The following is a 12851-nucleotide window of genomic DNA, read 5'->3' on the forward strand; positions in this document are numbered from 1 at the left end:
TGTCGTGTTCCCTCAGTCCGGCCGGCCGTCCTCCACCAGTGCCGTCTGCATCAACCGCGCCCGGCGGCGGGCGATGTGCAGGGCTCGGCCGGGAGGGAGGTTGAGGGGTTTCGTGTTGCCGAACAGACGGCCCTCGGTGGGCGGGCAGGACAGCAGGACGGCGGGGTTGTTGGCCTCGTCGAGGCGGCGGATCAGGCCGTCGCTGAGGCCGCGCCCGGCACCCATGGCGCTGCGGGCGACGATCAGGTGCAGGCCCGTCTCGAAGCCGAGGGTCAGATGCTCGAACAGCGGCTCGAAGGGGCTCTGGAAGGAGTTGCCGGACACCATGTCGTAGTCGTCGACCAGGATGAACAGCCGCGGGCCGGTCCACCAGTCGCACCGGCGCATGCGGGCGGGGGCGATGTCCGCGCCGGGGACCCGGGTCTTCATCGCGCGGGCGGCGCCGTCGATGGTCTCCTTGAGGTTGTCCAGCGAGATCACATGCCCGATGCGGTAGTCCTCGGGAATGGCGTCGACCAGGGTACGGCGGTAGTCCACCACGATGATCTTCGCCTCGTTCGGGGCGTAGCGCGCGGTGATGCCCTCGGTGACCCGGCGCAGCAGGTTGGTCTTGCCGCTCTCGGTGTCGCCGACCACGATCAGGTGCGGGGTGCGGCTGAAGTCGTGCCAGACCGGTTCCAGGGCGTCCTGGTCGATGCCGAGCGCAAGACGCATGCCGCCGCCCTCGGTGGTCTCGGGTGCGGGGAGTTCGGCCAGCGCAAGCCGGTGCGGCAGCATCCGGACCTGCGGGGCCACCGGGCCGGACCAGTGCCGGGAGACTTCGGCGACCAGGTGGGCGACGCCGTCGCCGAGGTCGTCGAGGGAACCGCTGCCGTCCAGGCGCGGCAGGCCGGCGAGGAAGTGCATCTTGCTGTCGGCGGTGATGCCGCGGCCGCCGCTGCGCGGCACCGAGCGGGCCTTTCGGGTGTCCACCTCGGAGTCCATCGGGTCGCCCATCCGCAACTCGAGACGAGTGGCGGACTGGTCGCGGACCTGCGCCGACAACTCCACCCAGCGGGTGGTGGTGATGAGCAGATGGATGCCGTAGTTCAGGCCGCGGGCGGCGAGTTCATTGAACTTCGGGACCAGGTCGTCGTAGTCCTGGCGGACCGTGGACCAGCCGTCCACCACCATGAACACGTCGCCGAAGGGCTCGTCGGGGAACTCCCCGGCGGCGCGGCGACGGCGGTAGGACTGCATGGAGTCGATGGTGTGGTCCACGAAGAACTGCTCGCGGCGGGCGAGCAGCGTCATCACCTCGGCCACGGCCCGGTGCACCCGTTCCGGGTTGAGGCGGGCCGCGACGCCGCCGACGTGCGGGAGCGCGGCGAACTGAGAGAGGCCGCCGCCGCCGAAGTCGAGGCAGTAGAACTGGATCTCGGCGGGTGTGTGGGTGAGGGCGAGGGCGGCGATCAGTGTGCGGGCCAGAGTGGATTTGCCGCTCTGCGAACCGCCCGCGATGGCGACGTGTCCACCGGCCCCGGACAGGTCCACGATCAGCGGGTCGCGGCGCTGCTCGAACGGCTTGTCCACCAGGCCGACCGGCACCCGCAGCCTGCCGGTCCCGGACCAGCCGGCCGCGCTCAGTCCGCGCTCGGCGTCGGGGGCGATGCCCGGCAGCAGCGCGTCCAGCGGGGAAGGCTCGTCCAGCGGCGGCAACCACACCTGGTGGGCGGCGGGGCCGGAGTCGCGCAGCCGGTCCAGGGCCACGTCGAGCAGGGTCTCCTGGTCGCCGGTCTCCTCGGTCTCCGGCTCCGGATCGGGCGAGGTCTCCAAAGTGCGCGGCACCACCCATCCGCTGGTCCACGGCACGACCTGGCTGGCCACCCGGGCCTGCACCACCGCGCCGGTGCGGCGCCGGTACGTCCCGGAGGAATAGCCGGCGCGGAACCGGGTCAGGGCCTCCACGCCGGACTTCAGGTAGCCGCTGCCGGGCTGGGCCGGCAGCTCGTAGGCGTCCGGCACGCCGAGTACGCCGCGGCTCTCCATGGCGGAGAAGGTGCGCAGGCCGATGCGGTACGACAGATGGCTCTCCAGCTGGTGCATCCGGCCCTCGTCCAGGCGCTGCGAGGCGAGCAGCAGATGCACCCCGAGAGACCGGCCGAGGCGGCCGATCATCACGAACAGGTCCATGAACTCCCGGTGGGAGGACAGCAGTTCACTGAACTCGTCGACCACCACGAACAGGCTGGGCAGCGGGGCGAGGTCCGCTCCGGCGGCGCGCGCCCGCTCGTACTCCAGGGCGGAGGTGTAGTTGCCGGCGGCGCGCAGCAGTTCCTGGCGGCGGATCAGCTCGCCGTGCAGGGCGTCCTGCATACGTTCCACCAGGGCGACCTCGTCGGCCAGGTTGGTGATGACCGCGGAGGTGTGCGGGAGTTCCTCCAGGCCCAGGAAGGTGGCGCCGCCCTTGAAGTCGACCAGGACGAAGTTGAGGGTCTCGGAGGAGTTGGTGAGGGCGAGGCCGAGGACGAGGGTGCGCAGGAGTTCGCTCTTGCCGGAGCCGGTGGCTCCGATGAGCATGCCGTGCGGGCCCATGCCTCCCTGCGCGGACTCCTTGATGTCGAGGTCCACGGGGCGGCCGTCCACACCGACCGCGATCGGCACCCGGAGCCGGGCGGAGCCGGTGTTCCGTTCGAAGAGGACCTTCGGGTCGTGCCGGTGCAGGTCGGGGATGCCGAGCAGCGTGGTCAGCTCGACGTCGCTGTCCAGCGGCTGCGCGATGTCGGTGCCCAGACTCATCCGGCGGGGGGTGAGCAGCCGGGCCAGTGACTCCGCGCCGAGCGGGCCGAGCCGGTCCGGGCGGCCGAGCGGCACCGAGCGCTCCTTGCGGCTGCGGTCGGTCCGCACCAGGCTCACCTGATCCGGTCCGACGGTCAGCCGCAGCGTGTTGCGGCCGGGCCGCCAGCGCAACGCCCCCGAGACGTCGAGGACCACGGCGTTCCGGTAGCCGTGGCCCTCCCAGCGGTGGCCCTCGGGGACGGTGATGCCGTCCAGGACGATGACCGTGTAGGGCTCGTCACGGCCGGGGCGGGCGTCCGGGTCGAAGCCGGGACGCTCGGCGAACTCCACGCCGAGCAGGTCGTCGAGCTCGGTGAGGTCGGCGGTGATCCGGCGGACCTGGCCGGCGCCGTCCTCCTCGTGCGGGTGCAGCGCGTGCGGCAGCCACTTGACCCACTCCCAGTCGGACCGCCGCTCGTCACTGACGCAGACCGCCAGCCACAGCTCCTCGGGCGCGTGGAACACCGCGAGCTGGCCGAGCACGGCGCGCACCAGGGCGCGTACCGCGTCGGCGCCGGGGTCGGCGGCCGGTTCGCCGCCCGCCCGGGTGCCGCCGCTCTGCCCGGACGGCGGTGCGCCGGGCTCGGCGGCGTCACCGCCGGGCATCTCCTCGGGGCGCAGCAAAACCCGGGCCGAGGAGCGCAGGTACAGGCCCAGAGGCTGTTCGGGGATGGTGGAGTAGGCGCGGATGAAGCGGCGCAGGGCGTGCGCGCAGAGCGGTTCGAGGTCCTCCACCGGGCGGGTGGAGACCGGATTCAGGGTGAGCGCGAGCTGCTGTTCGCCGACCGCGAGCCGGACCTCGCCGAAGTCCTCGTCGGCCGGGCGGCGTTCCCACAGACGCGAGGTGCGGGCCAGTGAGCGCAGGGAGGCGGGCTCCGGATGGCGCCAGGCGAGCGCACGCTGCTGTTCCACGATGGTGGCGCGGACCCGCCGGCGCGTCTGGGCCAGGTAGCGCAGGTAGTCGCGGCGTTCGCCCTTCAGTCGCTGCTTGCGCTCACTGGAGCGGCGCATCAGCTGCCCCAGCAGCATGGCCGCGGCGGACAGCACCATGACCCCCAGGGCCAGATACATGAAGACGCCGTTCCCGCCGCCGGGGCGCAGGAACATCAGCATCATCGACACCGACATCAGGGCCATCGGCAAATAGGTCCATATCGCCGAGGTGTCGGGCACCGTCTCGGCGAGGACCGGCGGTTCCTGGAGGGTCAATTGCCCCTCGGGCATCTCGGGTCCGCGCCGGCGGGCCGGCCGGCGAAACAGCACGACACTCAAGGAACAGAACCTCCGGGTTCACTGGCTTTCCGGCCCGCACCGAATACCGGCGCACCGGTGGCGGGAATGACCGAACCGCGCTCATTCTCCGCACCCCGGGCAAGGGGGTGAACGGCGGGTGAATGTTCCGAGCGGAAAGCGGGGGACGGTCAACTCCCGAGACGTTCAACTCAATACAGGACATCGAGTCCGGCCCACAGCACGATCCGGCGGACGCAGGCAGTAGTCTGCATTCACCGAGCGCGGCCTGTCCACGCGGGAGCGGTGCCAATCGGACGGGTGGACGCAATTCCCCTGTCCGGACCCCCGGTTCGGGGCGGCGAGGACCTTCCGTATTCTTCGCACGTCCCCTCTTCCGAGGGGTCCTCCTGTCAAAGCCCCAACGGAAGACGAGAGTTCAGCTGATGACCGACAGCGCGGTGTCCGAGCTGTGCCGCCTGACCGTACGTGCGCCGAGCGTCTCCGTCGATCTGGCCGTGCCCGCCGACGTGCCGGTCGCCGATCTGCTGCCCACGCTGCTGCGTTATGTCGGCGAGGAGGCCGAGGAGGCGGGACTCGACCACGCCGGCTGGGTCCTCCAGCGACTCGGCGACGCCCCGCTCGACGAGGAGACCACCCTCGCCCGCGCCGGGCTCGCCGACGGCGCCGTGCTCCATCTGCGGCCGCACACCGAGGCACTGCCGGAGGCGCGCCTCGACGACCTGGTGGACGGGATAGCCGACACCGCGGGCCGGCGGCTGCACACCTGGCATCCCGGCGCGGCGCGCGGGCTGCTGGTGGGCAGCGTGGTGGCGACGGTGGTGGCCGCTCTGGTGCTGGTGTTCCGGCCCGGTGTGACCGGCTCCGCGTCCCGGGCCGTCTGCGCGGCCGTGGCCGGGCTGCTGCTGCTGGCGGGTGCGGGCTCCGCGAGCCGCGCGGTCGGCGACCGTCTCTCCGCGACCGCGCTCGGTCTGCTGGTCGCGCCCTGTCTGGCGCTGGCCGGCTGGGTACTGCCCGGCGGTGACCTGACGGGCCCGGACGCGGCGCGCGTCGCGGGCGCACGGCTGCTCGCGGCAGGTGCGGCCGGCGCGGGGGGCGCGGTCCTCGCGCTCGCCGCCACCGCGGTCGGCGCCCCGGCCCTGCTGGCCACCGCGGTCGTCGCGGTGGCCACCGCGGTCTCCGGGGCCCTGATCGGCTACACGGGCCTGGACGTGCCGGCCTCGGTGGCGCTGGTGGCGACGGTGGTCGTGCTGGCGGCCGGGGCGGTGGCACCGTTCGCCTTCAAACTGGCCGGAATGCGCATGCCGTCGCTGCCGTCCTCCGCCGGCCAGTTGCAGGAGGGCATCGAGCCGTACGCGGGCAACGAGGTCGCCGAGCGCACCGAGCTGGCCGGACGCTGGGTCGCCGCCCTCTTCGCCGCCACCGGCACCGTGGCCGCGGCAGCGCTGGTCGTCCTCGCCGAGAATCCTGACCTGCCCGAGGTGCTCACGGCCCTGGCGCTGAGCCTGCTGCTGCTCCTGCACTCCCGCGGTCTGGTGCACATCGGGCAGCGACTGACCCTGGCGGTTCCCGGCATCTGGGGACTGCTGCTGCTGGCCCGCGCCTGGGCGGTGAGCAGCGACGGCGACGGGCGCCTCGTCGTCTTCGCGGTACTGCTCGCCGCCGCGGCCGCACTCGTGATCGCCGCCTGGACGGTGCCCGGCCGCCGGGTCCTGCCGTACTGGGGCCGCGCTGCGGAAATGGCGCACACCGGCCTCGCCGTCGCGCTGCTGCCGCTGACCCTGTGGGTGGCGGGTCTCTTCGGCTGGCTGCGCGGCCTGTTCGGCTGAGCACACCGGCACGCCGGGAGTGGACGACGACTTGAGGAGAGGCTGTGCAGTCCAAACGCGACCAGGTGCACGCCCACAGTTTCATGATGGGCAGGCTCAGCTCGGGCCTGCTGATGGCCGACCCGGACGCACCGGAGAGCCCGCTCGGGCGCACCACCCGGGGCGTCGTCTTCGGAGTGCTGGCGACGGTCCTGATCGGCGCGGGCGCCACGGTCTACGGGCTGCTGCGCCCCGGCGGGAACGACGCCTGGCGCGAGGGTGAGCACCTCGTGGTCAACCACGACACCGGCGCGACCTACCTGTGGACCGGCATCGACGGCGTGCTGCACCCGGTCCGCAACTACGCCTCGGCGCGGCTGATCGGCGGCTCCGACCTGGCGACCGTGGACGTGGGCACCAACTCGTTGCGGGACGTACCGGTGGGCGCCCCGGTCGGCATCCCGGGCGCCCCGGACACCGTGCCTGCCCGCGACCGGCTCGACGGCGGCGCCTGGCACCTCTGCGTCACCGGGCCGGACGGGGCGCTGCCCAGTACCTCCGGTCTCGTGCCGGACACCGGGGTGGACGAGCCGGGGGCCACCACCCTGGTGGCCGGTGCGCCGCTGGACTCGCGCGGCATCGGCGGCGACCGAGCGGTGCTGGTGAGCGGCCCGGACGACACCGAGTACCTGGTGTGGCGGGGCAGCAGGTTGCCGCTGGACCGTGCCTCGGACGCCCGCACCGCGCTCGGGTACGGCTCCGAGCGGCCGATGCCGGTCTCGGCGGCCTTCCTCGACGCGCTCGCACCGGGCCCGGTCCTGGCACCGCCCGACGTGCCGGGACGCGGCGAGGAGGGCCCGGTGCTCGGTGGCGAGGCCAGCCGGATCGGCCAGTTGTTCAAGGTCAGCGTTCCGGGCGGCGACAGCACGTACCACCTGCTGCGCAAGGACGGCCTGGTGCCGCTGACCCGGCTCGGCGCCGCCCTGGTGCTCGGCGACCCGGCCACCCAGAAGGACGCCTACGAGGGGCGGTCGCCGCAGGCGCGCACGGTCGGCGCGGACGCGCTGCGCGAGCACGGGGCGAAGGGCTCCGGGCCGGTCGGCTCCGCGGAGCTGCCCGACGCGCCGCCGGCGCCCCGGTCCGCGCCGCGCGGCACCGCGCTCTGCGCGCAGGTGGACGGCGGCAACGGCGGCGCCCGGATCACGTCCGTCCTCGTGCCGCTGGCCGGGCTCGCCCCGGTCGCGGTGTCCGAGGGCACCGCTCAGCCTCTGAGGCCGGCCTGTTCCCCGACGGACGCGACCGTGGTCCGGCCGGGACGTGGGGCGCTCGTCCGGGCCCTGAACGCGAGCGGTGCCGCCCACGCGGGGACCACCTATCTCGTGGCGGAGAACGGCGTGAAGTACCGGGTTTCCGCCAAGAACTCGCTCGAAGCACTCGGTTACCAGATCGGAGACATCGGCTCCGTCCCCGCACCGCTGCTCGCGGCCCTCCCGACCGGCGCCGACCTGGACCCGGCCGCCGCCACGGGCGCCGCGCAGCCCAGGGTGACGGCGCCGGACTGCGGTGCCGGCGCCCGCCAGGAGCAGCCCGAGAGCACCGACGAGCTGGACACGTCGGACACATCCGGCACAGTTCGCGCGGCCGGCACGGTCGACGCAGCGGACACCGCCGCCGAAAAAGGTCAGGACCGCATATAGCACCTGAGGAAAAGAAAAGGACGGAACGCGGCAGGGAAAACTTCAAGCCGAACTCGGAGCCGACTGAACGGTGTCGGCGGAACCGTTACGGCCCGGGTGTCGAGTGGAACCTCAGAAAAAGCTCAGAAAAAGCGAGCCGGCCGCACCCGAGGAATCCCATGCCGCTGCCGGGAACGGCCCTTGGCGACGACCGTTCGTGTTCTTCCCGTGCCCGTTCTCCGCCCGCTTCACTGCCGGAGGACGGTTCACCGCACACTGCCCCGACCGGGCGGGCAGCGGGTGTTCATCACACCGAAACAAACCGGCAACTCCCCTGCCCGGCAACGAATTACGGCGAGCTGACCTAAGCTCAAATCTTCCCTGCACGCGTTGCGCGGAACACCGGCTTCTCCATAGCCTCAGCGGGCAACGGTGCAACAAGACTCACCTGAACGAAGGGAGCGCGGCATGGCGGACAGTGGCGCGAGGAGAGCGGACCATGCCAAGGGCCTGGCGGGCGTCACCTCACTGGAGACGGCCCGGGACCAGGTGGAGAAGGCTCAGAACAACGTCGCCGGGATCGCGGCTAGTTCAGGCGTCGGCGGCGACGAGGGCGCCGCACTGCTGAAGCTGTTCCGCAGCTGGAACACCGAGGCGCAGAAGGTCGTCGTCCAGATCAGCAAGATGATCGACGCGCTCCAGGAGAACGTGGCCTCCGCCGACCGCCTGGCGAAGGAGAACCAGGACCTGACCGAGGTCCTCAACAGCAAGACCAGCCAGGGCGTCTTCGACGCGCTGCGCTGACCCCGCGGCACCGGCCCCTTGCGGCGCGGCCGCGGACGGCCGCGCCCCGTGAGCTTCCCGGGCACCGACGCCCGGCCACCCCAGAGGAGACGTCATGGCCGACGGCATCATCGACCTGCAGTACCCCAAGGTCCAGCAGACCGTCGAGGAATTGATGGAGCAGACCCGGCAGATCATCACGACCCTCAACAACCTGGAGGACGAGCTGAAGCCGCTCGTCAGCTCCTGGGAGGGTACCGACCAGGAGATGTACCTCCAGGTCCAGGCGGAGTGGGACCAGGCCACCAAGAACATGGCCGCACTGCTGGGCGACAACGGCGAGCTGATCCGGACGATCCACGACAACCACTCCCGCGACGAGCGCAGGAGCGCAGACAACTGGGGCGGTGTGCGGGCCCGCTAGGGCCAAATCGCGGGGCAGGCGGGAATTTGACGACCGGCCCCGGTACCCGCAGTTCGACCGAGTCCGTCCCGTGGGCGGACCCCGGCGTCCGATGCCGGTGGTCGGCAGGCGTCGAACCGCCCGCACGGCGCGCACGCGCCGTGCGGCAACGCGTCGGGGGTCCCCGCTGCGGACAGCCCGCGCAGCCCGCGCCTGACACCTGCGGGCAGGCCGGTGGCCTCCGGACGTGCCGCGGGGCCCACCCGGCACCGTGGCGCGGCGCCGGACATCGCTCCGGCCCGCTTCCGTCGGCCCTCCGACTCCCTGCGGCGCGCCCACCGGGCCGTCCGACCCCCGGCGGGCTCCGCCGGGCCACGAAGTCCCCGTCCGGCACCGAGCGGCAGGAGAACGTCACATGGCCGGTGAGAAGGCCGACGTCAAGCATTTCGACCTCAAGCAGATGGAGAACTTCCGGGACAACGAGGTGCAGCCGGTGTACCTCGCCGCGAAGAAGCACCGCGAGGACGGCGACGGGGCGCACATCCGCCCGCTCGGCCACCTCGTCGACGGGCACACCACCCCGGAGAACCTCGCCCAGGACAAGCAGCTCCTGCGCATCGGCAGGATGGTCACAGAACCCCTGGTGTCGGGCCCGAAGCTGATCGAGGGCATCCGCACCGCGGCCGTGGCCATCGACAATCTGCTCGGCGACCAGATGGAACTCTTCAAGGAGCTGAAGGAAGCGCTCACCGAGACCATCGACGAGGCCAACAGGACCAGGGGCAAGAACCTGAACGCGATCGACGCGCAGACACTGCTCCAGACCTTCGACGAGGTCGACGTCCTCACCTCCGGCAGCACCGGCGAGACCGACGACTCCTGAGCCCGTACCGCACGCGGGCCGCGCGTGCCGCGCCCGCCCCGGCACGCGCGGGGAGAAGCACCCGGCCGCACACCCGCAACAGCACCCGGGTGCGCCGGTACGGCAGAACAACCGACCAGAAAGGGCCCCCGGTGGCCGATCGGTACGATCCCAACTCAGTCGCCAACATCGACAAGTTCGACAATGCCCGCGACCCGTCGACCGACACCTGGGCCACCCTGGTCACCCACATCACCGGCTATCCGGTGCCGGACCGCAACACCGTCTTCGACTCGCTCCGGTCCGACCACGGCGGCAAGCTCTTTCGGATGGACATCCCGGAGCGCAGCCTCAGCGCACTCGTCAAGGACTCCGGCTTCCTGACGAACAAGGGCGAGGACTACGACATCTGGTTCTTCGACGGCGGCAAGCGGCGGTCGATCATGCAGGCCCGGATCGTCTTCGAGGGCCGCGTGAAGGTCGACGACGAGATCATCTTCGCCGGCCCCAACTCCACCAACGTCAACGACGCGCAGGTCCGCGAGGGCAACGAGTTCACCGACTACAACAAGCAGAAGCTGAGCACGATCCCGCTCGCCCGGTACATGAACGGGCCGCGGGCGGCGCTCCTCGCCCTGCTGGGCGGCAGCACACAGGACGCCCGGTTCAGCAACCTCGGTGTACCCGGCAACGACGTCGTGGACCTCAACTCCTTCACCACCACCGGGGAATCCTTCGACTTCGCGGCCAAGTTCTTCAGGGACCACGCGGTGGTGCTCAAGGACTGGGAGGACCGCTTCGGCCGCGACGACGCGAGCTGGCAGGGCGAGGCCGCGGAGGTCTTCCGCAGCCTGCTGAGGAAGATCCGCGAGAACTACGACAGCTACGTCGAGACCTTCGACTCCACACCCGGTTCCGGCGACGAGACCGGCACCGGCAACACGGTGTACTCACGGGCCCTGTCCCTGGGCCGCAAGTACCTGGAGGACGCGGCCAGAACCCTGTTGCAGGCATGGATCGACTGGGCGAACTCGCCGTACTACGACCCCCACCGGGTGCTCCGCTACGTCCTGGACGACCTGGCCCAGTGGGTGGACGCGAACAACGTCGCCAAGACGAACATCACGTCGACGACCACCCGCTACACCACGTCCATCAGCCACACCCCGCAGGCCGGCTTCTCCCAGGTGCATCCGGAGTACGGCGAGCTCACCGACATCGCGAACTGGGCGAAGGTCGGCGACAAGGCGGTCAGGATCTGGAGCCAGGGCGTCGACGAGTATCTGGGCAAGCCCGCCGCCCAGGTCCAGTCGGCCCTCAACAACCACTTCATCGAGCTGGGCGAGGACTTCTCCGACAACGTTCCCCGGCCGAAGTCGACCAGCACCGCTTCGGAGGAGTACGAGGAGAAGAAGATCAAGGAGGGAGAGGACGAGCTCAACCGGCAGAACGAGGAGAACCGCAGGTACCAGGACGAGCTGCGGGAGGAGCAGGAACGCCAGCGCGAGGAGGACCGCCGGTACCAGGAGGAGTTGCGCGGAGAGCAGAACAGGCAGCGGGAGGAGGACCGCAGGTATCAGGAGGAGCTGCGTGAGGAGCAGCGGCGCCAGCAGGAGGAGGCCGAACGTGAGGCCGAGGAGCAGCGCAAGGCCGTGGAGAAGAGCCTCGGCGGTCTCAACGACCCCAACGCGGTCGACGAGCAGAACCTCGGCAGCCTCGACGACCTGCTGAACGGGAACAAGCCGGTCACCGAGAGCCTCGGCGACGGCGGGCAGTCGGGTCCGGGACCGATCACCCAGAACCTCGGCAACCTCGGCGCGCTCAACAACGGACCGGGCGGGAACAAGAACTCCACCGACGCGGCCAACGAGGCGGTCACCCAGAACCTCGGCAACCTCGACGGTCTCAACAACGGCTCAGACGGCACCCTCGAAACCCCGACGGGCGGCACCACCCAGCTCACCGACGGCAAGGTCACCACCGACTTCCCGGACGGCAGCAGCACCACCTTCGACCCGGCGAGCGGGGAACTCACCACCACGCACCCCGACGGCTCCACCACCACACAGGATCTGGGCGACGGCACCAGGGTGACCAACCCGGACGGCTCGGTCACCTCCCTCGGCGACGACGGGAAGCTGACCACCACCTTCCCCGACGGCACCGTCCAGACCATCGACCCCGAGACCGGCCAGGCCACCACCACGCACCCCGACGGCACCACCACCACCCAGAACCTCGGCAGTCCGGGCAACCTCAACGGCCGGAACGACCTCGGGGACCTGGGCGACCTCGGCGACATCAACTCGGACGTCACCACCGAGTCGATCGGCGACCTGGGCAACCTCAACAGCGGGCAGTCCGGGCTGGAGACCCCCACAGGCGGCCACACCGCCGTCGTGGACGGCGACTTCACCACCACCTACCCGGACGGCAGCACAGCCACGTTCGACCCGGAGAGCGGGTTGCTCACCACGACCCACCCGGACGGCACCACCACGACCACCGACCTCACCCACGGGGCACAGGTGACCAACCCGGACGGCTCCACCACCGTCCTGGACAACGGCAAACTGACCACCACCTTCCCGGACGGCAGCACCCAGGTCATCGACCCTGAAACCGGCATCGCCACCATCACCGACCCTCAGGGCAACACCGAGACGGTCAATCTGCACGACCTCAACTCGACCGGCGGCAACGGCAGCTCCGGCGGTCTCGGCGGCGGTGCCCAGAACGGCTTCGGAGCCGGTGCGGCTCCTCTCTCGGACGGAGTCGCCGGCGGCGCGGGCAGCCCGCTCGCCGCCGCTGCCGGCGCGCCCGGCGCGCCCGGCATGCCCGGCACCCCCGGAATGCCGATGGGCGGCATGGGCGGCATGGGCGCGGGCGGTGACCGGGGCAACGGCGAGCGGGTGCGGGCCGTCCTGGTCGACGCGGCGGAGGAGAGCGAGCGCCGCAACCGCCGCAGGCGCAGCCCGTGGAACCGCCAGGAGGACAGCGACACGTTCCTGGCCCCGGCCTCCCGGGTGGCGACCACCGGAGGCGACACCCCCGAGGAAGAGGCGGAGCCGAGTCGCAGGTCCACCAGTTCCGCCGACTACCTGGAGGAGGACACGGACGTGTGGGGCACCGAGGAGGGCGGCACACCGGCCGTCATCGGACGGTGACCGCCACGAGTTCAGGCGCGACCGCGGCGGCGAGACGAACACCACCCGACCCCGGCTTCCGCATCGGGCACTTCACCCGGCAAG

The 12851-nt window shown here is 71.4% G+C and carries 7 protein-coding genes; 6 read left to right on the top strand and 1 reads right to left on the bottom strand.

Annotated elements, in window-relative coordinates:
* Positions 1-12: 12 nt before the first annotated feature.
* Positions 13-4089: a type VII secretion protein EccCa gene (gene eccCa, locus DN051_RS03505; RefSeq protein WP_246040902.1), complete on the bottom strand. Its 4077-nt coding sequence runs from the start codon at positions 4087-4089 to the stop codon at positions 13-15.
* A gap of 404 nt (positions 4090-4493) precedes the next feature.
* Between eccCa and eccD the strand changes: the two genes are divergently transcribed.
* From eccD to DN051_RS03535, 6 genes are all read left to right on the top strand, one after another.
* Positions 4494-5897 carry a type VII secretion integral membrane protein EccD gene (gene eccD, locus DN051_RS03510; RefSeq protein WP_112437945.1) on the top strand — a complete coding sequence of 468 codons (1404 nt, stop codon included), beginning with the start codon at positions 4494-4496 and terminating at the stop codon, positions 5895-5897.
* Between the two features lie 44 nt (positions 5898-5941).
* A complete protein-coding gene (eccB, locus tag DN051_RS03515; RefSeq protein ID WP_112437946.1) occupies positions 5942-7573 on the top strand; it encodes a type VII secretion protein EccB in 1632 nt (543 codons plus the stop codon).
* A 447-nt stretch (positions 7574-8020) separates the two neighbouring features.
* Positions 8021-8356: a hypothetical protein gene (locus DN051_RS03520; protein WP_053756885.1), complete on the top strand. Its 336-nt coding sequence runs from the start codon at positions 8021-8023 to the stop codon at positions 8354-8356.
* Between the two features lie 94 nt (positions 8357-8450).
* Positions 8451-8759, top strand: a complete 309-nt coding sequence (locus DN051_RS03525; protein ID WP_053756886.1) for a WXG100 family type VII secretion target — start codon at positions 8451-8453, stop codon at positions 8757-8759.
* Positions 8760-9153: 394 nt separating this feature from the next.
* Complete coding sequence (locus DN051_RS03530; RefSeq protein ID WP_053756887.1) at positions 9154-9621, top strand: type VII secretion system-associated protein; 468 nt, start codon at positions 9154-9156, stop codon at positions 9619-9621.
* Positions 9622-9752: 131 nt separating this feature from the next.
* Positions 9753-12767 carry an AAWKG family protein gene (locus DN051_RS03535; RefSeq protein ID WP_112437947.1) on the top strand — a complete coding sequence of 1005 codons (3015 nt, stop codon included), beginning with the start codon at positions 9753-9755 and terminating at the stop codon, positions 12765-12767.
* Positions 12768-12851: the final 84 nt, after the last annotated feature.

The organism is Streptomyces cadmiisoli (assembly GCF_003261055.1).
In the GTDB taxonomy this organism is placed as follows: Bacteria; Actinomycetota; Actinomycetes; order Streptomycetales; family Streptomycetaceae; genus Streptomyces; species Streptomyces cadmiisoli.

Bases quoted from the DNA above. Each gene is read 5' to 3' on its own strand.
- eccD (WP_112437945.1), top strand. From the start codon at position 4,494: ATGACCGACAGCGCGGTGTCCGAGCTGTGCCGCCTGACCGTACGTGCG.
- DN051_RS03520 (WP_053756885.1), top strand. From the start codon at position 8,021: ATGGCGGACAGTGGCGCGAGGAGAGCGGACCATGCCAAGGGCCTGGCG.
- DN051_RS03525 (WP_053756886.1), top strand. From the start codon at position 8,451: ATGGCCGACGGCATCATCGACCTGCAGTACCCCAAGGTCCAGCAGACC.
- DN051_RS03530 (WP_053756887.1), top strand. From the start codon at position 9,154: ATGGCCGGTGAGAAGGCCGACGTCAAGCATTTCGACCTCAAGCAGATG.